This window comes from Pseudomonas simiae, assembly GCF_900111895.1.
Taxonomy (GTDB): Bacteria; Pseudomonadota; Gammaproteobacteria; order Pseudomonadales; family Pseudomonadaceae; genus Aquipseudomonas; species Aquipseudomonas simiae.
The window spans coordinates 578,390-601,399 of record NZ_FOKB01000002.1 but is presented as its reverse complement, the minus strand read 5'-3'; the positions used below and the strand labels follow the sequence as shown (position 1 = coordinate 601,399).

Genomic DNA, 23,010 nt, shown 5'->3' with positions numbered 1-23,010 from the left:
GAAAAAGGTTTTAAATCGGGGGCAAATTCTGACGATTGGTGAAGTTAGCCCCAAACTGCCATCATTTTTGGCGTCAAATAATCCCGCGTTCGGCCTTGGTCTGCGCCACTTTATCGCGCAGGTACACAGGTGCAGCCTGGTCTGCAGGAATCGCCTCGCCGCGTTCGAACGCGAAGCGCGCGAGGGTCAACAAGTCTTCAGCGTGGGGCAACATCGCCGCATCCTGGCCCACCAACGGCACAGCGATGCGCTCGCCATAACCCCAGCCGGTGCCAGCACCGAACCAGTCGCCGCTGGCATCGACAGGCAATACCGATGACTCCGGTGCCTGCACGGCTTCCACACCGACCAGGCGCATTTCACCCGCTGTTTCGCGGTAGCAGCCCCAATAGACTTCATCCATACGCGCATCGATGGCCGCTGCCACCTGCTGGGCGCCGTGTTCACGCAAGGCGCGCTGCGCCAGCATGGCAAGGTTGGACACCGGCAGCACCGGGCGCTCCAGGGCAAACGCCAGGCCCTGCACCACGCCGATAGCGATACGCACACCGGTAAACGCACCCGGGCCACGGCCGAAGGCGATGGCATCTACCGCTGCCAGCGTAGTGCCGGCGTCTTCCAGCAGTTGCTTGATCATTGGCAACAGCTTCTGCGCATGCAGGCGCGGGATCACCTCGTAGTGGCTCGTTACCTTGCCATCGTGCAGCAAGGCAACGGAGCAAGCTTCAGTCGCGGTGTCCAGGGCCAGCAGGGTGCTCATCGGTGTAGGTGTCCAAGTCGAAAAAAAGTGCGCCAGTATAAACAACAACGGCCCGCAAGCGGGCCGTTATCCGTGTAGCCGGCAGAGGGATCAGCTGAGTGCTTGCAGCACTTTGGCGGTGATCGCTTCAACCGAGCCGACGCCAGGAATGTGGCTGTACTTCGGCTTGCCCTGGGCGGCGGACAGCTTCTGGTAGAAATCCACCAGCGGCTTGGTCTGGGAATGGTAGACCGACAGGCGATGACGCACGGTTTCTTCGGTGTCGTCCTTGCGCTGCACCAGGTCTTCGCCGGTCACATCGTCCTTGCCTTCCACTTTTGGCGGGTTGTAGACGGTGTGATACACGCGGCCAGAGGCTTCGTGAACGCGACGACCGGCAATACGCTGGACGATCTCTTCATCTTCCACCGCGATTTCAACCACGGCATCCAGCTCAACGCCGGCCTTCACCAGGGCTTCAGCCTGGGGAATGGTGCGGGGGAAGCCGTCGAACAGGAAACCGTTCTTGCAGTCTTCCTGGCTGATGCGTTCCTTGACCAGGTTGATGATCAAGTCATCGGAAACCAGGCCACCGCTGTCCATCACGCTCTTGGCGATCAGGCCCAGCTCGGTACCAGCCTTGACGGCCGCACGCAGCATGTCGCCGGTGGAGATTTGTGGAATGCCGAATTTTTCAGTGATGAACTTTGCCTGAGTACCTTTACCGGCCCCGGGAGCTCCCAGCAGAATGACGCGCATCGATGTGCTCCTCAATTTTTTATATAGAGATGACGCTCGGATTCGCCGCGTGGGGGCAAATCTCGTAGAAGTGTGGCTCGTAAAAATAGAATTCGGGCCGCCCAAACGGCCAAAGGCTGATCAAGATACACAGCAGGCCTTAACCACACAAGCCGCCAAAAGTCGCAGGAACCCGCGCAGCGCTTACGTCATAGGTAGGGTGTGCCTGGGTGCAACCCGGCCCCATAAACGCCGGCCGCCCGTTTCAGGGCGGCCGCCGTGGTTTATCTGCAAGCTATTGAGAACACGCAAAAAACCCTAGCCAGTGTTACGCAAACCAGCGGCGATACCGGCCACGGAGACCAGCAGCGCCTGTTCCAGAGGGCTGTCCTGTGCCGCTTCCTGCTGGCGTGAGCGCGCCAGCAACTCGGCCTGCAGCAAGTGCAAGGGGTCAAGGTAGGTGTTGCGCAATCGGATGAACTCCAGGGTGTCCGGGCTATGGGCCAACAGTTGCGACTGGCCGGTCAGGCCAAGCACCACGCTGCACGCCTGCGACAATAGGTCGCGCAGATGTGCACCCAATGGCAGCAGGTCCGGCTGCACCAGGCGCTCGTCATACAGGCGGGCGATATCGGCATCGGCTTTGGCCAGCACCATTTCCAACATGTCGATGCGGGTACGGAAGAACGGCCACTGCTCGCGCATCTGCCCCAGCAGCTCGCCTTCTCCGCGTTCCAGCGCCTTGCTCAGCGCCGCCTCCCACCCGAGCCAGGCCGGCAGCATCAGGCGAGTCTGGGTCCAGCCGAAGATCCAGGGAATCGCACGCAAGCTTTCAATTCCACCCGCACGGCGTTTGGCCGGGCGACTGCCCAGAGGCAAGCGACCCAGCTCCTGTTCCGGCGTGGATTGGCGGAAATACTCGACGAACTGCGGATTTTCCCGCACCACGGCGCGGTAAGCGCTGACACCGTCTGCCGCCAATTCATCCATCAAATGGCGCCAGGCCGGCTCTGGCGGCGGTGGTGGCAGCAGGGTCGCTTCCAATACCGCAGCCAGATAGAGATTGAGGTTCTGCTCGGCGATATCCGGCAGGCCGAACTTGAAGCGGATCATCTCGCCCTGTTCGGTGGTGCGGAACCGCCCCGCCACCGAACCCGGTGGCTGCGACAGGATCGCAGCGTGGGCCGGGCCGCCGCCACGGCCAACGGTGCCGCCCCGACCGTGGAACAACAGCAGCTCCACCTGCTGCTCACGGCAGATATCCACCAGCCGTTCCTGCGCGCGGTACTGTGCCCAGGCTGCCGCGGTAGTGCCGGCGTCCTTGGCCGAGTCCGAGTAGCCGATCATCACTTCCTGCGGCCCTTGCAAACGCGTGCGATAGCCCGGCAACAGCAACAGTTGCTCGATCACCGGGCCGGCGTTATCCAGGTCGGCCAGGGTTTCGAACAGCGGCACCACACGCATCGGCCGTTGCACGCCCGACTCTTTAAGCAACAGTTGCACCGCAAGCACGTCCGAGGCAGCGCCGGCCATGGAGATGACATAAGAGCCCAACGATGCAGCCGGTGCGGCGGCGATTTCCTTACAGGTGTTGAGCACCTCGGCAGTGTCCGCCGACGGCTTGAAATAGCCCGGCAGCAGGGGTCTACGGTTAGCCAGTTCCTTCATCAGGAAACTGATACGGGCCTCTTCGTCCCAGTCCTCGTACCGACCCAGGCCGAGGTAATCGGTGATTTCCGTCATGGCTGCCGAATGGCGACTGGAATCCTGACGCACATCCAGACGCACCAGGAACAGCCCGAACGTCACCGCCCGACGCAGGCAGTCGAGCAACGGGCCATCGGCAATCACCCCCATGCCGCACGCGTGTAGCGAGTGATAGCACAGCTCCAGCGGCTCCAGCAGGTCACGGTTGTTCTGCAATACGTCGGCCGGCGCCGGGGTACTGCTGCTCAACGCGGTGTGCGCCCATTGGCGCGTCGCCCGCAGGCGCTCGCGCAGTTGCTTGAGCAAGGCGCGATAAGGTTCGACGCTATCACCGACCTTGGCCTGCAACGCCGGGCTGGCTTGCTGCATCGACAGCTCGGAGGCCAAGTGGTCGATATCGCGCAGGTAGAGGTCGGCAGCCATCCAACGCGCCAACAGTAAGACTTCACGGGTGACCGGCGCCGTGACATTCGGGTTGCCGTCACGGTCGCCGCCCATCCACGAGGCAAAGCGGATCGGCGCGGCTTCCAGGGGCAAGCGCAAACCGGTGGCGGCATGCAGCGCCTGATCGGCCTTGCGCAGATAATTGGGTATCGCGTGCCACAGCGAATGCTCGATCACCGCAAAGCCCCACTTGGCTTCGTCCACCGGCGTGGGCCGAGTGCGGCGGATTTCTTCGGTGTGCCAGGCCTCGGCGATCAAGCGTTGCAGGCGCTGGCGGATCTGCTCGCGCTCTGCGGTGGTGAGGTCGCGGTGATCCTGCGCCGCCAGTTGGGCGGCGATGGCATCGTATTTCTGGATCAGGGTGCGACGCGCCACTTCGGTAGGGTGGGCGGTGAGCACCAGTTCGATCTCCAGGCGGCCCAACTGGCGGGCCAGGGATTCGTTGCTGTGGCCTTCGCTTTGCAGGCGCGCCAGCAACTCGGGCAATACGCGGGACTCGAACGGTGCCGGCTGGGACTCATCACGCCGGTGGATCAGTTGGTACTGCTCGGCGATGTTGGCCAGGTTGAGAAACTGGTTGAACGCCCGTGCTACCGGCAACAGTTCATTTTCCTGCAACTGGTTGAGGCGGGTGCTCAGCTCATCCCCGGCTCCCCGACGGTCCGCCTTGGCGCCTTTGCGGATCTGCTCGATCTTGTCGAGGAAATCATCGCCGTACTGCTCTCGAATGGTGTTGCCCAACAGCTCACCCAGCAGGTGAACATCCTCACGCAAGCGTGCATCGATATCACTCATCAGCCAATCTCCAGCCAGAAATCCGGGACGCGCAGGTTTGCCAGAGTGCCGCCAGCATCAATTTATGACAAGACTTTAAACCTTGTGAGTTGCGGCTAGTCTCAAGGTTAAGTCGTCGCGTTTATCCACGCAGGCGACTGGACACTCATCACCGCCTGCTAAACGCGGGCTTCATTGAGGTTGCCATGAAAATTCGAGAACTGGCCCAGCACTGGGAAGAGAACGCCAAGGGTCGCCTGACCAAGACCGAATACGCCATCCATCTGGATATGGAGTCCGCCGCGCGGCTGGCGGCCATTACCGAGATGTACCCCAAACGCCACCCTGAAGAATTGCTCGGTGAGTTGATCGGTGCCGCCCTTGAAGAGCTGGAAGCCAGCTTCCCTTACATCAAGGGCCAGCAGGTGATTGCCACCGATGAAGAAGGCGATCCGCTGTACGAGGACGTCGGCCCTACCCCACGTTTTCTGACGCTGTCGCGCCGCTATCTGCATGATTTGTCGGCGAGCGCTGACGAGCAGAAACACTGACACCCCTACCAAACCCCTGTATTCCGGGCTCCTGACGGGCCCGGCGTACCACTGCGCAACGCAGAAGTTCCAATTTTTTATGCTGACCAATCAGTCAGATATTTTTTTAGGCAAATCGCCATCTTCTCTGAACTTTTGAAAAAAGCCTCCGGTCACAGCCAGTAAGCCATCACTTGGAACGGTCGTTTTAAAGGGCAATTTGTGCACCAGTGCCAGCCCCGCCGCCGCAGACCAGTGACATGGATTTTAATGTTTTTCAGGAGTTATCCAATGGAGTTGAAGACGATGAAGACCAGCACTGCCAAATCCTCGTTTAACCACCTGCGCGGGCTTAAATTGGCCGCGCTGGCAATCGGCACCAGCTTCGTCCTGGCGGGCTGCGCCGGCAACCCTCCGACCGAGCAGTACGCGGTCACCCAGTCCGCCGTGAACAGCGCCGTCAGCGCTGGCGGCACTGAGTACGCGGCTGTGGAAATGAAGTCGGCCCAGGACAAGCTCAAAGAAGCCGAAATTGCCATGCACGACAAGAACTACGACAAAGCTCGCCAGTTGGCTGAACAAGCCGAGTGGGACGCTCGCGTCGCAGAACGCAAGGCTCAAGCCGCCAAGGCTGAACAGGCTGTGAAGGATTCCCAGAAGGCTGTTGATGAGTTGCGTAAGGAAGGCATGCGTCCGGCTGCTATCCAGCAGAAGTAAGACGCTTCCTGTGACCAAATCGCACCTGATATCGAATTGAAAGGACGACACGACTATGCGTAAACAATTGATGATCCCTGCCCTGCTGGCGATGAGCGTTGCACTGGCGGCCTGCTCCACCCCGCCAAACGCGAACCTGGAAAATGCACGGACCAACTTCTCGTCCCTGCAGACCAACCCGCAAGCCACTAAGCTCGCGGCCCTGGAAACCAAGGACGCCAGCGAATGGCTGGACAAGGCTGACAAGGCCTACCGCGACAAGGAAGACGAGAAGAAAGTCGACCAACTGGCTTACCTGACCAACCAGCGCGTTGAAGTGGCCAAAGACACCATCGTGCTGCGTGAATCCGAAGCCAAGCTGAAAAACGCTGGCGACGAGCGTGCCCGCGCCTTGCTGGATGCCCGCGATGCGCAGATCAAGCAACTGCAGGACAGCCTGAACGCCAAGCAGACCGATCGCGGTACGCTGGTGACCTTCGGTGACGTGCTGTTCGCCACCAACAAGTCTGACCTGAAATCCAGCGGCCTGGTGAACATCACCAAACTGGCTCAGTTCCTGCGCGACAACCCGGATCGCAAAGTGATCGTCGAAGGCTACACCGACAGCACCGGTTCCGATTCGTACAACCAGAGCCTGTCCGAGCGTCGTGCGGCTTCGGTACAACGCGCACTGGCTCAACAAGGCGTGGATATCTCGCGCATCGTGACCCAGGGCTACGGCAAGGAATACCCGGTTGCCGACAACGGCAGCGTGTCGGGCCGTGCCATGAACCGTCGCGTTGAAGTGACTATCTCCAACGACAACCAGCCGGTCAAGCCACGGTCTTCCGTTGCTAACTGATTGATTGGCATTGGTTAAAAAAACCCACCTCACGGTGGGTTTTTTTTTGGCTCATCAAACTGAATAGTGCGATTCGTGTCCTCGGCTGGCATTTCAATCTTCGCGCCCGCCTGCTCATCCACCCGTTGATCGCGCTTGTACTTGCGAGCGGCTTCCTGTTCCAGCGCTACATGCTGCCTTGCCATGGCCAACATGTTTTCCAACACAGGAATGTGTATTTTCATCCTCGACCCAATCTAGGTAGGTTTCAGCATTTTATGTGGCATTTAAGTCGAAGCGGTTCCAGACATTTCCATTTCAGTTGCATGACATGCGGCAGCCTGCATTACGCCCCCCACGTCGCTACAGGCTGAATAGCTGATCAGCACGAAAAAACCGCCCCGAAAGGGCGGTTTTTGAGAGGTGCCGTTCAACCACCGACCTTACCGGTGCCCTGGGTCTCCGGCATTTGGATCTGGCCCTGTCCCTGGCCGCTACCTTGACCATCTTGGGCGCCTTGATCACCTTGCGCGCCCTGTGCGCCTTGATCATTTTTTTGCTTAAGCAGCTTTTCCAGTAGTTTCATCAGTTCGTCGAGCTCACCTCCGCCCTGGCTACCCTGACCACCTTTAGCACCTTGTGACTGCATATCTTTGATTTTACTTTGGACGTCCTGGATCTGCTGATCGAGGCCTTGGCCTGATGAGGCACCCCCGCCGACATTCCCACCATTGCCCATGTTTCCTACACCCGATACTCCGTTTATACCCGCCATATAGGCTCACTCCAGACTAATGAAAAAATGGACCGATCAGCAAAGCCAATCAGTCCATGATCTGTGGTGAGCGCACCCGGCCGGTTCCGGTCGGCCGAGCGCCTGGCATGCGTTAAATCATTAGTCGGTACTCAAAACGGAGCTTTCCCACAGTGGGAAAAACAGCGTTCACTCCTGTAATTGCGGGGTTTCCTGCCCCATGCAACGCACGGCCTGCTTCTTGTTGTTCACCAGCACACCGCTGAGGCCTTTCTGCTCGGTGTCGAACATCACCAGCACGCCATCCACGCACTGCGCCACTTGCGCGGCCGGGGTCAAGGAGATCTTGTAGTCCTCGCCTGGCACCGTTTTGAGCATGGTGAAATCGCTGAGCAGCAGGGCGTCTTCCGGCTTGGCGAAGTGCAGGTAACCGTAGAACCACAGGCAACCGACGGTGCCGATGATGGTGCCAATGCCGGTGAGGATCAGCGGGATCATGTTGCGTTCTTCGCTCATTGCGGGCTCTCTGATGAATCAACTTTAGGAATGGGGTAGTTCGGAATTTCGCCCAGGCGGCGCAGGCCGTTGAAGTGTTGCGGGTCATCCAGGTAGCGCAGCATCACGGTTTGCCAGGTCTTGTCGGCAAAAGTCTGCACATGCCCGCCCCGGGTCAACTGCAACACCCGTGGCGGCGGTGCGGCCTGGTACAGGCGGATGCCATTTGCCACCGGCACGATCGGGTCATCCAGGCTATGAAACAGCAGCTTGGGCACGCCAGTGAGCCGGGGCATGGCATGGATTGCACTGTCAGCATCCGGCACCAGCCAGGACAGGGGCACCTGCAATGGCCATGTTAACCAGGAGGTGCTCAGGGCGAATTGTCCTACGTCACGATAACTGGCAGGCACGCCGTCCAGCACCAGGGCTTTGAGCTGGGATTGGCGCTCCGGGTGAGCGGCCAGGTAGTGCACCGCCAGCGCCCCGCCCAGGCTTTGACCGAGGACGATCAGCGGCTGGCCCTGGGTTTCAGGCGCCTTGTCGATCCAGCTGAAGGCCGCATCCACATCCTGGTAGATCGCTGGCAGCGAGGGTTTGCCTTCCGACAAGCCGTAGCCTCGATAGTCCAGTAGCAGCACTTGGTAACCCTGCTCTGGCAGCCACCAACTGCCGCCCAGATGCCAGGCTAGGTTGCCGCCGTTACCATGCAAATGCAGCACCGTGCCCTTGAGCGGCACACCGGGCTTGGCCGGCAACCACCAGGCGTGGAGCTTCACGCCGTCGGCGCTGGTCAAGGTGACATCACGGTACTGCAGGTGTGCTTTTTCCGGCGTGAACGGCAGGCCGGGTTCGGGATAGAACAGCAATGAGCTGCAGCCGTTCAATGTGAGTAGCAGGCACAAAATGCCGAGGATTCTCATCCGTTGAAGCCTCGCTATTATTCGAAATTTTAAATCTTTCAGCGATTCAAAGGTGGGAGCGGGCTTGCTCGCGAAAGCCGTGTGTCAGTCAACTTATGTATATCTGATGTTCCGCTTTCGCGAACAAGCCCGCTCCCACCGGTCGATCCGGTTTCGTCAAAGGATATTCGAGTAATCCGCCTCGATCCGATCCAGGCTCAAATGGTTGAGGAAGTTGGAGAAGCACATCCACGCCGCCAGTGCGTTCATGTCGCGGAACTGCTCTGGCAGGTACTTGGGCGGCACCACCAGGCCTTCGTCCACCAGTTGGCGCAGGGTACGCATGTCTTCCAGGGTGGTCTTGCCGCAGAACAGCAGCGGCACTTGTTCCAGCTTGCCTTTGCGCACGGCGAGCTGGATGTAGTTGTAGACCATGATGAAGCCCTTGAGGTAGGACAGGTCCTTGGTAAACGGCAGACCAGTCGGCACTGAACCTCGGAAAACCCGACTGGCGTTGCCGTAACTTTCGGCCATCTCAAAGCCTTGCTCGCGGAAGAACTCGAACACCTGCAGGAAGTCGGCCCCCTCTTCCACCATGTGGATAGCGCGGGTGCGGTTGGTCAGCTTGCGCAGACGGCTCGGGTAGGAGGCGAAGGTGATGATTTCCATCAGGATCGCCAGGCCTTCCTGGGTCACGGTAGACGACGGCGGGCCTTTGGACAGGAACGTGCAGATCGGCTGGTTCTGGCCATTCAACGTGGTGCCCACGTGCACCAGGCCTTCATGCACTTCCAGGGCGCGTACGTCGCGGTCGTTGAACATCGCATCGGCGCGGATCTTGATGTAGTCCGCACCCGCCGCCGCGTCGGCGACGATACCGTCGGACTCAAACACGCGAATAGTCTCTTCGGCCTCGCCGAACACCTTGTTCAGGCGGGTTTGCAGCAGGGCCACGGCGTCCTTGGCGGTGAGGGTCTTGGCCTCATCCTTCAAGTCCCCACGGCCATCGATGTTGTTCAGATAGTCCGAAAGCATCAGGCCCAGATCGGCCAGGGTCGGGTCACCCGCGTGGAACGCATCGGAAGCAGCGCCATAAAGCTCTTGTGAAATCAGGCCGAAATCCTCGGTGCCGCGTGCTTCGAGCATGCGCACCACCATGCGGTATTCCTTGCACATGCGGCGCATGATCTGCCCCACCGGACTGAACTGGCCGAGACGACGGGTGATGTCGCGCTCGATGTTCTGGAACTCCAGCTTCACCGCGCTGGAATCGAACGACAGCGGCCGGTTGAGGTAGTAGTCGCGGCTGACCGCCGGCATTTCCTTGCCCTTGGCCTTGAGGAACCCCTGGCGAATGTTCTCGTCCCACTTCACGGCGTCGAGGACGCGAATCGGTGTTTGCGCCAGCACAATGCGATCAGACAAGGTGCGTATCGTCTGCTGGTAATCGTCCACCCGGTGCTTCCTCTTTAAACGTTATTTGCCCGCACGCTGGTAGCGCACGGCTTCCACGAATACATCGGCGTTGGCCGGGTCATCCAGGTAGGCAAACACCTGGTCCAGCGGGCCGTCGACCAGCACCCCGGGCCCTTCGACGGTTTCCACCGTGCTGCCCTGTAACGCCTTTTGGCCTATGGCTTGATGGATCTGCTCCAGGTCGAGGTTGTAGACCACCAATTCATGCTTTTCGTTGATTTCGAAGCCCGCAAGGATGAAATGCCCGCCGAGCTTGGCCGGCAGCGGCGCCGACAAGTACCAGCGGTTGCCATGCCGGGACACAGTAAACAAGTACTCATCACGCTGGTTCGGCTTGGCTGTAGGGTAGCTCACGGCTTTATAACGGTGTTCACCGACGCGCGTGATTCGCAGGTTGAGCGGCTCGCCCCAGGCGTTTTTGCTCGACCATTTCCCCAGCAAGCCCGCGGGTGCGGCTTCACGGGCCGGCATCGGGTCCTTGAAGGTCACCAGGCAGCCGCTGAGCAGCAGGAATGACAAGGCAATTACCGCGATTCGCCAGGCTTTCATCGAGTACTCCACGGGGGTATGGGTGGAACCGTTTTGTGTGGGAGCGGGCTTGCTCGCGAAAGCGGTGGCTCAGCCAAATGTGTATCGACTGACACCGCGCATTCGCGAGCAAGCCCGCTCCCACATAAAGCACGTTCCGTAAATGACTACACCGAGGCCAAGACCAAATGCATGTAACGCTTGAGGATCTCAAGCATTTCTTCACCGGTCAGAGGCTCTGCGCCGCCCAGCAGGCCCTGATATTCCATCCGACTGATTATCGCCGTCAACACTTTGGCATCCTGTTGTGGCTCGCGGGAGCCCAACACCTGGAAAAACTGCCCGGTGCCTTGCAACAGAATCTGCTGGTGGGAACGCACCAACTCGGCCAGGCGCGGGTTGAGCAAGGCTTCCTGACGGAACGCCTGCTCGGCCATCAGGTGTTCACGACGGTTGGTCAGTTGCCGCAAGACGTAATCGGCGGTCAGCCGCGCAATGTCATCGGCCAGTTGCGAGCGTGACTGCGGGCTGCCATCGCCATAGGCAACCATCTCGCGCAAAAGGCCTTCGTTACGCACCCACAGTTTGCCCATGAACGCTGCACTGCGCTCGACGTATTGGGCGAAAGTGTCGGTGAGCAGATCGTCGATGTCCTTGAAATAGTAGGTGGTGGCCGATAAGGGCACCCCCGCCTCGGCCGCCACCGCGCGATGGCGCACGGCGCGCACGCCATCGCGCACTACGATGCGCATGGCTGCATCGAGAATGTCTTGCCTGCGTTGCTCGCTACCCCGACGGCTGGCCTTGCGGCCCTGGTACTGGACGCTTTCAGCCACGGCAGCGGCAATGCCGGCGGCGCCTTCTTGAGCGGTTACGCGGTTCACGACTCACATCCTTGAATAGATCAAAACCTGGCGCTGTTTGCTTGACGCTTATTGACGCCACATAAAAAAGCCGCCTTATAAAAGGCGGCTTCGGATTTCGCTTCGGTTACGCTTGCGGCCGCATGTGCGGGAACAAGATCACGTCGCGGATCGACGGCGAGTTGGTCAACAGCATCACCAGACGGTCGATGCCGATACCTTCACCGGCCGTTGGCGGCATGCCGTATTCCAGGGCGCGGACGAAGTCAGCGTCGTAGTGCATGGCTTCGTCGTCGCCGGCGTCCTTGTCGGCCACCTGGGCCATGAAACGCTCGGCCTGGTCTTCCGCGTCGTTAAGCTCGGAGTAGGCGTTGGCGATCTCGCGACCACCGATGAACAGTTCGAAACGATCGGTGACGTTCGGGTTGTCGTCGTTGCGACGGGCCAGCGGCGACACTTCGAACGGGTACTGGGTAATGAAGTGCGGCTGCTCCAGCTTGTGCTCCACCAGCTCTTCGAAAATCATCACCTGCAGTTTGCCCAGGCCCTCGAAGCCCAGCACCTTGGCACCGGCTTTCTTGGCGATCGCACGGGCCTTGTCGATGTCGTTCAGGTCGTCGGCGGTCAGCTCAGGGTTGTACTTGAGGATCGAGTCGAATACCGACAGGCGCACGAACGGCTCGCCAAAATGGAACACCTTGTCGCCATACGGTACGTCGGTGCTGCCCAGGACCAGTTGCGCCAGCTCGCGGAACAGTTCTTCGGTCAGGTCCATGTTGTCTTCGTAGTCGGCGTAGGCCTGGTAGAACTCCAACATGGTGAATTCTGGGTTGTGACGCGTCGAAACGCCTTCGTTACGGAAGTTGCGGTTGATCTCGAACACTTTTTCGAAGCCGCCAACAACGAGGCGCTTGAGGTACAGCTCCGGCGCGATACGCAGGAACATTTCCATGTCCAGTGCGTTGTGGTGAGTTTCGAACGGCTTGGCTGCGGCACCACCTGGGATGGTTTGCAGCATCGGGGTTTCCACTTCCAGGAAGTCGCGCTGCATCAGGAAGGTACGGATGTGCGCGATCACTTGCGAACGCACACGGAACGTGTGGCGCACTTCTTCGTTGACGATCAGGTCAACGTAGCGCTGGCGGTAGCGCTGCTCGGTGTCGGTCAGGCCGTGATGCTTGTCCGGCAGCGGGCGCAGCGACTTGGTCAGCAGGCGCACGTGGGTCATCTCGACGTACAGGTCGCCCTTGCCGGAACGGGCCAGGGTGCCTTCGGCGGCGATGATGTCGCCCATGTCCCAGGTTTTCACCGAGGCCAGGGTTTCTTCAGGCAAGGTCTTGCGGTTGACGTAGACCTGGATGCGACCGGTCATGTCCTGGATCACCATGAACGAGCCACGGTTGAGCATGATGCGACCTGCCACCTTGACCGGGATCGCAGCCTCTGCCAGCTCTTCCTTGGTCTTGTCCGCGTACTGTTTCTGCAAGGCATCGCAGTAGTTTTCGCGACGGAAGTCGTTGGGGAAGGCATTGCCCTTGGCGCGCTCGGCAGCAAGCTTTTCCTTGCGCAGGGCGATCAGGGAGTTTTCTTCCTGTTGCAGGGCCTGGTCGAGTTGTTGGTCGCTCATGTCTTTAAATTTTCCATCACAGGTTCGTTGCCCCCAGGCCTGCGGCCTGGGGATCGCGGGCAAGCCCGCTCCCACATAGGGTGTTACAGGCCGGATTTCAGGCTGGCTTCCAGGTATTCGTCGATATCACCGTCGAGCACCTTGTCACAGTCACTGCGTTCGATGTTAGTGCGCAGATCCTTGATCCGCGACGCATCGAGCACATAAGAGCGGATCTGGTGACCCCAGCCGATATCCGACTTGGTGTCTTCGAGCGCTTGGGACGCGGCATTGCGTTTCTGCATTTCCTGCTCGTACAACTTGGCCCGCAGCATTTTCATGGCGGTGTCCTTGTTGGCATGCTGGGAACGTTCGTTCTGGCAGCTGACCACGGTGTTGGTCGGTACGTGGGTAATACGTACGGCCGAGTCGGTGGTGTTTACGTGCTGACCACCGGCACCGGAGGAACGGTAGGTGTCGATGCGCAGGTCGGCCGGGTTGATTTCGATCTCGACCTTGTCGTCGATCTCTGGGGAGACGAACACCGCAGAGAACGAAGTGTGACGACGGTTGCCGGAGTCGAACGGACTCTTGCGCACCAGGCGGTGCACGCCAATCTCGGTGCGCAACCAGCCAAAGGCGTATTCACCCTTGATGTGCACGGTCGCGCCCTTGATACCGGCGACTTCACCGGCGGACAGTTCCATGATGGTCGCTTCGAAACCGCGTTTGTCCGCCCAGCGCAGGTACATGCGCAACAGGATGTTGGCCCAGTCCTGGGCCTCGGTGCCGCCGGAACCGGCCTGGATGTCGAGGTAGGCGTTGTTCGGGTCCATCTCGTGGCTGAACATGCGGCGGAATTCGAGTTTGGCGAGGTTTTCCTCGAGACGGGCCAGCTCGGCGACGACATCGCCCACTGCGCCTTCGTCGTTTTCTTCGACGGCCATGTCCAGCAGGTCACGGCAATCGGCCAGGCCGGTGTTCAGTTCGTCGAGGGTGTCGACGATCTGCGCCAGCGCAGCGCGCTCGCGACCCAGTTCCTGGGCGTATTCAGGTTTGTTCCAGACAGCAGGATCTTCAAGCTCGCGATTGACTTCGGTCAGACGCTCATGCTTTTGATCGTAGTCAAAGATACCCCCGAATAGTTTCGGAGCGCTCGGACAGGTCCTTGATGGTGTTAAGGATCGGGTTGATTTCCATGGCGGGCAGCACTCGTTGGCGAACTTTTGAAAGCCGGCGAGTATAACGGCAAATGGGGGGGAACGGCAGTCCGCTTGGCGAAAAGGCGTGGGGTTTGTACACGATCCGTAGAACGATACGGATCAAATGTGGGAGCCGGCTTGCTTGCGAATGCGGCGGGTCAGTCACGGATATATCAACCGACCCAGCGCATTCGCGAGCAAGCCCGCTCCCACATTTAGATGTCCAGTGCCTTCAGGTCACTCGATCCCCACCTGATTGCGCCCATTATGCTTGGCCGTATACAACCCCTTATCCGCCGCCATGATCAATTGACGACAGTCCGTGCCCTGCACCGGCGTCAGGGTCGAGAGCCCAATGCTGATGGTCAGACTTGAGCCCTCGGTCGGTGCGTTATGCGGGATTTTCAGCGCGGCAACCGCCATGCGCAGCTTTTCGGCTACCAACCGAGCACCGCCCGGCGAGGTATTCGGCAGCACCAGAGCAAACTCTTCACCGCCGTAGCGCGCCGGCAGGTCCGAGGGGCGGCTGCTGGCTTCGCGGATGGCGGCGGCAACCTTGCGCAAGGCCTCGTCACCTTCGACATGCCCAAAGCTGTCGTTGTAGGTCTTGAAGAAGTCCACGTCGATCATCAGCAGCGACAATTGAGTCTGGTCACGCATGGCACGGCGCCATTCCAGTTCCAGGTATTCATCGAAATGACGCCGGTTGGACAGCCCGGTAAGACCATCGGAGTTCATCAACCGCTGCAGCACCAGGTTAGTGTCCAGCAACTGTTGCTGGCTGACCCGCAGCGCGCGATAGGCTGCATCCCGTTGCAACAAGGTCATGTACGAGCGCGAGTGATAGCGGATCCGCGCCACCAGTTCGATATTGTCCGGCAGCTTGACCAGGTAGTCGTTGGCACCCGCCGAGAACGCCGCGCTCTTGATCAGCGGGTCCTCCTTGGTGGAAAGCACGATGATCGGGATGTTCTGCGTGGCCGGGTGATTGCGGTATTCACGCACCAGGGTCAGGCCGTCGAGGCCGGGCATCACCAGATCCTGCAGGATAACGGTCGGTTTGATGCGAATCGCCTGGGCAATCGCCTGGTGCGGGTCGGCGCAGAAGTGAAAGTCGATGTTTTCTTCATGAGCCAGGCCACGCCGCACGGCTTCGCCGATCATGGCCTGGTCGTCGACCAGCAACACCATGGCAGCATTTTCGTCGGTCTTGATGTCGTCGATCTGTAAATCATTCATGTGCAGTCACCTGAATTACTGCCGGCAAGCCGGTGCTGCGGGAGGTCGTGTTCATTTGGCGAATACCTCCAGCAGTCGGGGCGCAATTCTATCCAGTGGGCGAATTTCAACAGCAGCATCAATCGCCGCCGCCGCTTTGGGCATGCCATACACCGCCGAGCTTTGCTGATCCTGGGCGATGGTCAAATAACCTTGTTCACGCAGTAACTTGAGGCCCTGGGCCCCGTCGCGCCCCATGCCGGTCAACAGTACGCCGACGGCATCGCCATTCCAGTGGCTGGCCACGCTTTCGAAAAACACGTCGATCGAAGGCCGGTAAATCTCGTTCACCGGCTCTGCGGTATAGGCTAGCGTGCCGTTCTTCAATAAACGAATGTGGTGGTTGGTGCCGGCCAGCAGCACCACGCCGCTTTGCGGTGGCTCACCTTCGCGGGCCAGGCGCACCGGCAAGCCGGAGGCGCTGCTCAGCCACTCGGCCATGCCGGCAGCGAACACCTGGTCGACATGCTGCACCAGCACGATGGCCGCGGGAAAGTCACGGGGCAAGCCCTTGAGCAGGATTTCCAGGGCGGCCGGGCCGCCCGCAGAGGACCCGATGGCCACCAGGCTCTGGCGTTTGCCGGTGATGCGCGGGGCCAAAGCTTCCGCACGCACGCGGCTGCCGCGCTGACCGATCAGCCAGCCGATGTTGAGGATCTTGCGCAACAGCGGCGCCGCCGCATCCTTGGGGTTGCCCACGCCCAGGGTCGGGGTGTCCACTACGTCGAGGGCGCCGTGGCCCATGGCTTCGAACACTCGGCTCACGTTGGCCTGGCGGTCGACGGTGACGATAAGGATGGCGCACGGGGTCTGGGCCATGATCTGGCGGGTGGCTTCCACGCCGTCCATCACCGGCATGATCAGGTCCATCAGGATCAGGTCCGGCGTCAGTTCAGCGCAGCGCTGCACCGCTTCCAGGCCATTGGCGGCCACCCAGACAACTTGATGCGCGGGCTCGAAGCTCAAGGCGCGGCGCAAGGCCTCCACCGCCAGGGGCATGTCATTGACGATCGCAATCCTCATGCCCGCGCGCCTCCGATCAGTTCCATCACGGCGTCCAACAGGGCGTCATCATGAAAACTGGCTTTGGCTAAATAATAGTCGGCGCCGGCGTCCAGTCCACGGCGTCGGTCTTCTTCGCGATCCTTGTAGGACACCACCATCACCGGCAACGATTGCAGGCGACTGTCACGGCGCAAGAGTGTGACCAATTCAATACCGTCCATACGAGGCATATCAATATCAGTGATCAACAGGTCAAAGTCTTCGGAGCGCAAGGCGTTCCAGCCGTCCATGCCATCGACCGCCACGGCCACTTCATAACCACGATTAAGTAACAATTTGCGTTGCAGCTCGCGCACGGTCAGTGAGTCATCCACCACCAACACCCGTTTACGCGGAGCCTCGGTGCTTTGTTGGCTGCGCCGGGCAATCCGTTCCAATCGGCCGGTGTTCAGCAGCTTATCCACCGAACGCAGCATGTCTTCAACGTCGACGATCAACACCACCGAGCCGTCATCCAGCAACGCGCCGGCGGAAATATCCTGGACCTTGCCCAGGCGATCATCCAGCGGCAAGACCACCAGGGTACGCTCGCCGATAAAGCGCTCCACGGCAATCCCATACACAGCATCGCGCTCGCGGATCACCACGACTTTCAAAGTGTCCGACGGGTTCTGCCCCGTCGGGCGCTGCAACAACTGGCTGGCGGCAACCAGGCCAACATGCCGGCCCTCGTGCCAGAAATGCTGGCGACCTTCCAGTTGCACGATGTCGTCCGGCGCCAGGTCGCACATGCGCTCGATGTGAGCCAGTGGGAACGCGTAGGCTTCTTCGCCGACTTCCACCACCAGACTGCGCACCACCGACAGGGTCAAGGGTACTTCCAGGTGGAAACGACTGCCCTGCCCTGCCGTCTGCTCCAACACCACCGCACCGCGCAGCTGGCGGACCATATGCTGCACCGCATCCAGGCCGACGCCGCGCCCGGACACCTCGGTGACCTTGTCGCGCAGGCTGAACCCCGGCAAGAACAGGAACGTCAGCAACTCTTCTTCGCTCAGGCGCTGGGCCGTTTCCAGCGGCGACAGATGCCGGTCGACGATGGTGCCGCGCAGGCGTTCCAGGTCGACGCCATTACCGTCATCGCTCAATTCCAGCACCAGCAGACCGGCCTGATGGGACGCGCGCAGGCGGATCAGGCCTTCAGCCGGCTTGCCTGCGAGCAGGCGTTGTTCGGGCATTTCGATGCCGTGGTCGACGGCATTGCGCAATAAATGCGTGAGCGGCGCTTCAAGTTTTTCCAGCACGTCACGGTCGACCTGGGTCTTGTCACCCTCGATCTCCAGGCGTACCTGCTTGCCGAGGCTGCGGCCCAGGTCACGCACCATGCGCACCTGACCGGCCAGCACATCGGCAAACGGACGCATGCGGCAGGCCAGCGCGGTGTCATACAACACCTGGGCGCGCTGCCCGGCCTGCCAGCCGAATTCATCCAGTTCGGCGGTCTTTTCCGCCAACAAGGCCTGGGCTTCGCTGAGCAGGCGACGCGTATCGGCCAGGGCCTCTTGAGCTTCGAGGTTCAAATTCTCAGTCTTGAGTTGCCCGTCCAGCGTGTCCAGGGCCCTTACGCTCTGGCTTTGAATGCGTTTGAGGCGCTGCAGGCTAGCCAGGTACGGTTTGAGCCGCTGGGTTTCCACCAGGGATTTGCTCGACAGATCCAGCAGACTGTTCAAGCGCTCGGCCGTCACACGCAGCACGCGCTCGCCGCCTTCGGTCATGCGTTTGTTGTGACGCGGCGGCTCGGCGACCACCGGCGGCGCGGGCTCAGGCTCCGGCGGCAGTGCTTCAACGACAGGCACAGGCTCCGGCGGCGGCGCCTTGACCGGCGCCTGGGACGGGTCCAACAGGCGCTCCATCAACGCCACATAGGCTTCGATATCGGCCGGCCCCACATTATTGCCGGGCGTGGCGATGCGCATCAGCAGGTCGGTGCCTTGCAACAACGCGTCAATATGTTCAGGTTGCAGGTACAGGCGGCTTTCCTGGGCACTGACCAGGCAATCTTCCATGACATGGGAGACGCTGACCCCGGCATCTACCCCGACGATACGCGCCGCGCCCTTGAGCGAGTGGGCGGCGCGCATGCAGGCTTCGAGCTGGTCGGCCTGGGTGGGGTTGCGCTCCAGGGCCAGCAGGCCCGCGCTCAGTACCTGGGTCTGCGCGTCGGCTTCCAGGCTGAACAGTTCCAGCAGCGAGGCATCGCGCATCTGGTCGGGGGTCATGTGAGGCTCCGGGTCACGGCGGACAACAATTGCGCCTCGTCCAGCCAACGCAGGCTGCGGCCTTTCCACTGCAACACGCCTTGGGTGTAGCGTGCGCTGGCCTGAGGGCCGGAGGCCGAAGCCGCCTTCAAGGTGCGCTCATCGATGGCGTGGATACCGTCGACTTCATCCACTGGCACCACCACCGGGCCATCCTCTGCCGCAATGATCAACATGCGCGGCATGATGCGCCCACCGCTGGCGCCGTTGCTGGTCACGTCCAGGCCCAACAGTTCCACCAACGACAGGCACGCCACCAGCGCGCCGCGCACGTTGGCCACGCCAAGCAAGGCGCGCGAGCGTTGGTGCGGCAGGGAATGGATCGGTTGCAGCGGCGCCACTTCCACCAGGCAACGCGTGGCGATGCCCAGCCATTCTTCGCCGAGACGGAATATCAGCAACGAACGGGTGACCACGTCTTCACCCAACTCGACAGCGGCATGCGGGCGATGCGCGTCCTGCTGCAAGGCGTAGCGATCCAGCAAACGCGTGGCCGCCGCCGAGTACACCGAGCAGTTGCGGCAATGGATATGGTCCGCCAGCAGCGGGCAGGATTTGTCGCCATGGATGCCGATGCGGTTCCAGCAGTCATCGATGGCTTGGGTGTCGGCCAGGGTCAGGTCCAGGCCCCCGGTGTCGAGCGCGTCGGTGTTACTCATCGTTTGGACTCACTGTCAGCTCGCTCGCTACGGGCGGCCCGCGCCTGCAAGCGGCGCGCTCCCGCACTGTCGCCCTGGGATTCGAGCAATGCCGCCAAGTGCATCAAGGCCTGCGGGTGCTGGGGTTCCAGGTACAAGGCTTTTCGATAATAGCCCTGGGCTTCCAGGGCGCTGCCGGCCACGTCGCTGAGCAACCCGAGCCAGTAGAACACCTGGGCGGCCGGCGGGTGATTGCTCAAATACTGTTCGCACGCGGCACGGGCTTCGGCACTCTTGCCTTCATTGGCCAGGGTGGCGATGCGACCGAGCAGGTCGCCCGCGTCGGTGTGCGGCGCCTTGATCGGCACCACCTGGGCCCTGGCCGTGCTGAACGGCCGAGGCTTGGTCGGAATCGGAGCCGCACTGCGTGGCGGGATGGGCGCGGCGATCGGCACAAACACGGGTTCCGGCTTGACCGGCTCGGCATGCCGACTGAACGCAAAGGACTGCGGCACCCCAATCGAACGCATGCCATGACGCCCCAGCAGGCTGCCCTCGGCCGGGCCGATGAACAGCACGCCGTCCACGTGCGTCAGGCCCTTGAGCACATCGAACACTTGCTTCTGGGTCGGTTGGTCGAAGTAGATCAGCAGGTTGCGACAGAACACGAAGTCATAGCTCGCCTCATTCGCCAGCAGGCCAGGATCGAGCAGATTGCCCACTTGCAGGCGCACCTGCTCGCGCACGCGCTCGGCAATGTGGTAACCGTCGTCATACTCGGTGAAATGGCGGTCGCGAAAGGCAATATCGCCACCACGGAAAGAATTTCTGCCATACACCCCGCGCCGCGCGCGCTCTACCGACAGCGGGCTGACATCCAGGCCCAGCACCTTGAACTGGTGCGGCGCCAGGCCAGCATCCAGCAAGGCCATGGCAATCGAATACGGTTCTTCACCGGTAGAGCATGGCAGGCTGAGGATGCGCAGGGCGCGCATCTGCTTGATCTCGGCAAGTCGCGCCTTGGCCAGACGGGCCAGGGTCGCGAACGATTCGGGATAACGGAAAAACCAGGTTTCCGGAACGATCACCGCTTCGATCAGCGCCTGTTGCTCATCCTCGGAGCTTTGCAGGTGCTGCCAGTACTCACCGGTCGTTTGCGCATTAACGGCCTGGCTGCGTTGGCGCACCGCACGCTGGATGATGGCTTCGCCGACCGACGCGACATCCAGGCCGATGCGCTCTTTGAGGAAGGCAAAGAAACGCGGATCGCTGCTCATAGGCTCAGCTCGGCAGAAAACAGCAAGGCGCGCACGTCATCAGTGAGCAGTTCGTTGACGCCAATCCATTGCATCAAGCCCAAGGCATCTTCACGCACCAGCCCCAGGTACGGCGCCTCGCGGTTGTCCAGGCCGTAGGGCTTGAACTCCCCCAGGTCGCAACGCAGGGTGTCGGTGGCTTGCTCCAGGATCAGTCCCAACCTGCGGGGTTCAACCCAAGGCTGCGGCTGGTAATTGACCAGCACCAGGCGCGTACTGGTGCGGGCCTGGGCCGGCTTGCCGAACGTCAGGGCGCTGAGGTCAATGACCGGTACCAGCGTGCCGCGGTGGGCAAAGATGCCCGCCACCCATACCGGTGCATGGGCAATGGGTTTGAGCGGCAGGCGCGGCAGCACCTCGGCCACTTCCGTGGCCTTGAGGGCGTAACGTTCGTCGCCGATGTGGAACACCAGAAACAACGCTTTCTTCGCTGCCGGGACGGCGCCGCTTTTAGCCGCGAGGTCGCTCATCAGACTTTGAAACGCGACACGCCGCTGCGCAGACCGACCGCGACCTGGCTCAGCTCATCAATGGCAAAGCTGGCTTGACGCAGGGACTCGACAGTCTGGCTGCTGGCATCGCCCAGTTGCACCAGGGCGTGGTTGATCTGCTCGGCGCCCGTAGCCTGGGCCTGCATACCTTCATTGACCATCAACACCCGCGGCGCCAGGGCCTGCACCTGATGGATGATCTGCGACAACTGCTCGCCCACTTGCTGCACTTCGAACATGCCGCGACGCACTTCCTCGGAGAACTTGTCCATGCCCATCACGCCAGCGGACACCGCCGACTGGATCTCGCGCACCATTTGTTCGATGTCGTAGGTGGCGACAGCCGTCTGGTCGGCCAAGCGACGCACTTCGGTGGCCACCACGGCGAAGCCACGCCCATATTCACCGGCTTTCTCGGCCTCGATCGCGGCATTGAGCGACAGCAGGTTGGTCTGGTCGGCGACCTTGACGATAGTCACCACCACCTGGTTGATGTTGCCGGCCTTCTCATTGAGGATCGCCAGCTTGGCGTTGACCAGGTCGGCGGCGCCCATGACCGAGTGCATGGTTTCTTCCATGCGCGCCAGGCCTTGCTGGCCGGAACCGGCGGCAACCGACGCCTGGTCGGCGGCAGTGGACACTTCGGTCATGGTGCGTACCAGGTCCTTGGACGTGGCCGCGATCTCGCGGGAGGTGGCGCCGATTTCGGTGGTGGTGGCCGCGGTTTCAGTGGCGGTGGCCTGTTGCTGCTTGGAGGTGGCGGCAATCTCGGTCACCGAGGTGGTGACCTGCACCGACGAACGCTGAGCCTGGGAGACCAGGGCGGTCAGCTCGGTCATCATGTCATTGAAGCCGGTTTCCACTGCGCCAAACTCGTCTTTGCGCTCCAGGCTCAAGCGTTTGCTCAGGTCGCCGTCGCGCATGGTTTCGAGGATGTCGACGATGCGCTGCATCGGCGCCATGATCGCGCGCATCAGCAGCAGGCCGCACAGGCCGGCGGCGAGGACGGCGATGACCAACGACACGGCCATGCTGACCTTGGCCGACAGCACCGACTCGTCGATTGCCGCGGTGGCGCGGTCGGAGACGTTCTTGTTTTCGGTAATGATGTCGTTGAGCTTCATGCGCCCTTCGACCCAGATCGGCGTCAATTGCTCTTCCAGCAACGTACGCGCACCCGGCAGGTCACCGGCATCGACACGCTCCAGCAGTTGCGCGAGCACTTTGTTGTAGGTGATATGCGCTGCCTTGAAGTTATCGAACTCCATTCGGTCGGCCTGACCATGAATGGTTTTTTCATAGGTGGCCATCTGCTGCGCAATACGCGCCTCGAAGGACTTGTAGTCCGACTTATCCGAATTGGTAAGGTCTTTTTCGTCGCGCAGGCCGATGATATCGATGGTCTCCAAATAGCTGTCGACCCAGGCGCTGCGGATCATCGAACTGAGGTAGACCCCCGGCACCGCATCGTCCCGGACTGCTTCCTGGCTGGCTTCGATCTTCAGCAACCGCGAGTAGGACACCACGACCATCAGCAGCATGATCGCGATAATGACCGCAAAGCTCGCCAAGATCCGTTGGCGCAAGGTCCAGTTCTTCACAGTAATTCCTCGAAGGGCCATTCAAATGGGGGGAGTATAGCTGAGCGCAAGCCCTCATTTATCAACGG

General features: G+C 60.9%; 22 protein-coding genes. 3 read left to right on the top strand and 19 right to left on the bottom strand.

What is annotated here, in order from left to right; genetic code table 11:
- Positions 1–73: 73 nt before the first annotated feature.
- The 3 genes from tsaB to ppc form a co-directional block, all read right to left on the bottom strand.
- A complete protein-coding gene (gene tsaB / locus BMZ57_RS08735) occupies positions 74–760 on the bottom strand; it encodes a tRNA (adenosine(37)-N6)-threonylcarbamoyltransferase complex dimerization subunit type 1 TsaB (protein ID WP_042571738.1) in 687 nt (228 codons plus the stop codon).
- A 90-nt stretch (positions 761–850) separates the two neighbouring features.
- Positions 851–1,498, bottom strand: coding sequence for an adenylate kinase (gene adk, locus BMZ57_RS08730; protein ID WP_010212617.1), 648 nt, complete (start codon positions 1,496–1,498; stop codon positions 851–853).
- 297 nt (positions 1,499–1,795) lie between these two features.
- Positions 1,796–4,423 (bottom strand): phosphoenolpyruvate carboxylase, encoded by a 2,628-nt coding sequence (gene ppc / locus BMZ57_RS08725; RefSeq protein ID WP_021492445.1) that lies wholly within the window; start codon positions 4,421–4,423, stop codon positions 1,796–1,798.
- Between the two features lie 185 nt (positions 4,424–4,608).
- On the opposite strand from ppc, the gene BMZ57_RS08720 reads away from it, so the two are divergent.
- The 3 genes from BMZ57_RS08720 (at position 4,609) to lptF (ending at position 6,490) form a co-directional block, all read left to right on the top strand.
- A complete protein-coding gene (locus BMZ57_RS08720) occupies positions 4,609–4,953 on the top strand; it encodes a hypothetical protein (RefSeq protein ID WP_021492446.1) in 345 nt (114 codons plus the stop codon).
- A gap of 270 nt (positions 4,954–5,223) precedes the next feature.
- Positions 5,224–5,649 (top strand): DUF4398 domain-containing protein, encoded by a 426-nt coding sequence (locus tag BMZ57_RS08715; RefSeq protein WP_010212621.1) that lies wholly within the window; start codon positions 5,224–5,226, stop codon positions 5,647–5,649.
- A 55-nt stretch (positions 5,650–5,704) separates the two neighbouring features.
- Positions 5,705–6,490: a lipotoxin F family OmpA-related lipoprotein LptF gene (gene lptF / locus BMZ57_RS08710; protein ID WP_010212622.1), complete on the top strand. Its 786-nt coding sequence runs from the start codon at positions 5,705–5,707 to the stop codon at positions 6,488–6,490.
- Between the two features lie 29 nt (positions 6,491–6,519).
- Here the strand turns inward: lptF and BMZ57_RS08705 are convergent, their stop codons facing one another.
- The 16 genes from BMZ57_RS08705 to BMZ57_RS08630 all read right to left on the bottom strand — a co-directional run bounded on the left by BMZ57_RS08705 (position 6,520) and on the right by BMZ57_RS08630 (position 22,942).
- On the bottom strand, positions 6,520–6,714 hold the full coding sequence (locus tag BMZ57_RS08705) for a hypothetical protein (protein WP_021492447.1): 195 nt from the start codon (positions 6,712–6,714) through the stop codon (positions 6,520–6,522).
- Between the two features lie 185 nt (positions 6,715–6,899).
- The gene (locus BMZ57_RS08700; RefSeq protein WP_010212624.1) at positions 6,900–7,244 is read right to left on the bottom strand and encodes a hypothetical protein; all 345 of its coding nucleotides are present in this window, start codon (positions 7,242–7,244) and stop codon (positions 6,900–6,902) included.
- Between the two features lie 168 nt (positions 7,245–7,412).
- On the bottom strand, positions 7,413–7,739 hold the full coding sequence (locus BMZ57_RS08695; RefSeq protein ID WP_010212625.1) for a PA3694 family proteiin: 327 nt from the start codon (positions 7,737–7,739) through the stop codon (positions 7,413–7,415).
- Entirely contained in the window at positions 7,736–8,641 is a 906-nt protein-coding gene (locus tag BMZ57_RS08690; protein ID WP_010212627.1) for an alpha/beta hydrolase, read from the bottom strand. Before BMZ57_RS08690 ends, BMZ57_RS08695 begins: the two co-directional genes overlap by 4 nt.
- A 156-nt stretch (positions 8,642–8,797) precedes the next feature.
- Positions 8,798–10,075, bottom strand: coding sequence for a flavohemoglobin expression-modulating QEGLA motif protein (locus tag BMZ57_RS08685; protein WP_010212629.1), 1,278 nt, complete (start codon positions 10,073–10,075; stop codon positions 8,798–8,800).
- A 21-nt stretch (positions 10,076–10,096) separates the two neighbouring features.
- Positions 10,097–10,645 carry a hypothetical protein gene (locus BMZ57_RS08680; protein WP_021492448.1) on the bottom strand — a complete coding sequence of 183 codons (549 nt, stop codon included), beginning with the start codon at positions 10,643–10,645 and terminating at the stop codon, positions 10,097–10,099.
- Between the two features lie 146 nt (positions 10,646–10,791).
- Positions 10,792–11,508 carry a TetR/AcrR family transcriptional regulator gene (locus BMZ57_RS08675; RefSeq protein WP_016979842.1) on the bottom strand — a complete coding sequence of 239 codons (717 nt, stop codon included), beginning with the start codon at positions 11,506–11,508 and terminating at the stop codon, positions 10,792–10,794.
- 106 nt (positions 11,509–11,614) lie between these two features.
- Positions 11,615–13,114, bottom strand: a complete 1,500-nt coding sequence (gene lysS, locus BMZ57_RS08670; protein WP_010212634.1) for a lysine--tRNA ligase — start codon at positions 13,112–13,114, stop codon at positions 11,615–11,617.
- Positions 13,115–13,197: 83 nt separating this feature from the next.
- A protein-coding gene (prfB, locus tag BMZ57_RS08665; RefSeq protein ID WP_100215725.1) for a peptide chain release factor 2 occupies positions 13,198–14,293 on the bottom strand; the annotation gives its coding sequence in 2 pieces (ribosomal slippage) (positions 13,198–14,220 and positions 14,222–14,293; 1,095 coding nt in all).
- Between the two features lie 239 nt (positions 14,294–14,532).
- On the bottom strand, positions 14,533–15,534 hold the full coding sequence (locus BMZ57_RS08660; RefSeq protein ID WP_010212639.1) for a response regulator: 1,002 nt from the start codon (positions 15,532–15,534) through the stop codon (positions 14,533–14,535).
- 51 nt (positions 15,535–15,585) lie between these two features.
- Entirely contained in the window at positions 15,586–16,596 is a 1,011-nt protein-coding gene (locus BMZ57_RS08655) for a chemotaxis response regulator protein-glutamate methylesterase (RefSeq protein WP_010212641.1), read from the bottom strand.
- Positions 16,593–18,857, bottom strand: coding sequence for a hybrid sensor histidine kinase/response regulator (locus BMZ57_RS08650; RefSeq protein WP_010212643.1), 2,265 nt, complete (start codon positions 18,855–18,857; stop codon positions 16,593–16,595). Before BMZ57_RS08650 ends, BMZ57_RS08655 begins: the two co-directional genes overlap by 4 nt.
- Positions 18,854–19,555: a chemotaxis protein CheW gene (locus BMZ57_RS08645; protein WP_010212644.1), complete on the bottom strand. Its 702-nt coding sequence runs from the start codon at positions 19,553–19,555 to the stop codon at positions 18,854–18,856. The genes BMZ57_RS08650 and BMZ57_RS08645 overlap by 4 nt, the downstream gene beginning before the upstream one ends.
- A complete protein-coding gene (locus BMZ57_RS08640; RefSeq protein WP_021492449.1) occupies positions 19,552–20,811 on the bottom strand; it encodes a CheR family methyltransferase in 1,260 nt (419 codons plus the stop codon). The genes BMZ57_RS08645 and BMZ57_RS08640 overlap by 4 nt, the downstream gene beginning before the upstream one ends.
- Complete coding sequence (locus BMZ57_RS08635) at positions 20,808–21,320, bottom strand: chemotaxis protein CheW (RefSeq protein ID WP_010212647.1); 513 nt, start codon at positions 21,318–21,320, stop codon at positions 20,808–20,810. The genes BMZ57_RS08640 and BMZ57_RS08635 overlap by 4 nt, the downstream gene beginning before the upstream one ends.
- Positions 21,320–22,942 (bottom strand): methyl-accepting chemotaxis protein, encoded by a 1,623-nt coding sequence (locus BMZ57_RS08630; protein WP_010212648.1) that lies wholly within the window; start codon positions 22,940–22,942, stop codon positions 21,320–21,322. The genes BMZ57_RS08635 and BMZ57_RS08630 overlap by 1 nt, the downstream gene beginning before the upstream one ends.
- Between the last annotated feature and the right edge of the window lie 68 nt (positions 22,943–23,010).

Coding starts and splice junctions, on each gene's coding strand:
- BMZ57_RS08700 (WP_010212624.1), bottom strand. CDS start 7,244: ATGGCGGGTATAAACGGAGTATCGGGTGTAGGAAACATGGGCAATGGT.
- BMZ57_RS08680 (WP_021492448.1), bottom strand. CDS start 10,645: ATGAAAGCCTGGCGAATCGCGGTAATTGCCTTGTCATTCCTGCTGCTC.
- BMZ57_RS08635 (WP_010212647.1), bottom strand. CDS start 21,320: ATGAGCGACCTCGCGGCTAAAAGCGGCGCCGTCCCGGCAGCGAAGAAA.
- tsaB (WP_042571738.1), bottom strand. CDS start 760: ATGAGCACCCTGCTGGCCCTGGACACCGCGACTGAAGCTTGCTCCGTT.
- lysS (WP_010212634.1), bottom strand. CDS start 13,114: ATGAGCGACCAACAACTCGACCAGGCCCTGCAACAGGAAGAAAACTCC.
- BMZ57_RS08645 (WP_010212644.1), bottom strand. CDS start 19,555: ATGAGTAACACCGACGCGCTCGACACCGGGGGCCTGGACCTGACCCTG.
- BMZ57_RS08640 (WP_021492449.1), bottom strand. CDS start 20,811: ATGAGCAGCGATCCGCGTTTCTTTGCCTTCCTCAAAGAGCGCATCGGC.
- BMZ57_RS08650 (WP_010212643.1), bottom strand. CDS start 18,857: ATGACCCCCGACCAGATGCGCGATGCCTCGCTGCTGGAACTGTTCAGC.
- BMZ57_RS08695 (WP_010212625.1), bottom strand. CDS start 7,739: ATGAGCGAAGAACGCAACATGATCCCGCTGATCCTCACCGGCATTGGC.
- BMZ57_RS08705 (WP_021492447.1), bottom strand. CDS start 6,714: ATGAAAATACACATTCCTGTGTTGGAAAACATGTTGGCCATGGCAAGG.
- BMZ57_RS08690 (WP_010212627.1), bottom strand. CDS start 8,641: ATGAGAATCCTCGGCATTTTGTGCCTGCTACTCACATTGAACGGCTGC.
- lptF (WP_010212622.1), top strand. CDS start 5,705: ATGCGTAAACAATTGATGATCCCTGCCCTGCTGGCGATGAGCGTTGCA.
- BMZ57_RS08660 (WP_010212639.1), bottom strand. CDS start 15,534: ATGAATGATTTACAGATCGACGACATCAAGACCGACGAAAATGCTGCC.
- BMZ57_RS08715 (WP_010212621.1), top strand. CDS start 5,224: ATGGAGTTGAAGACGATGAAGACCAGCACTGCCAAATCCTCGTTTAAC.
- adk (WP_010212617.1), bottom strand. CDS start 1,498: ATGCGCGTCATTCTGCTGGGAGCTCCCGGGGCCGGTAAAGGTACTCAG.
- BMZ57_RS08655 (WP_010212641.1), bottom strand. CDS start 16,596: ATGAGGATTGCGATCGTCAATGACATGCCCCTGGCGGTGGAGGCCTTG.
- ppc (WP_021492445.1), bottom strand. CDS start 4,423: ATGAGTGATATCGATGCACGCTTGCGTGAGGATGTTCACCTGCTGGGT.
- BMZ57_RS08720 (WP_021492446.1), top strand. CDS start 4,609: ATGAAAATTCGAGAACTGGCCCAGCACTGGGAAGAGAACGCCAAGGGT.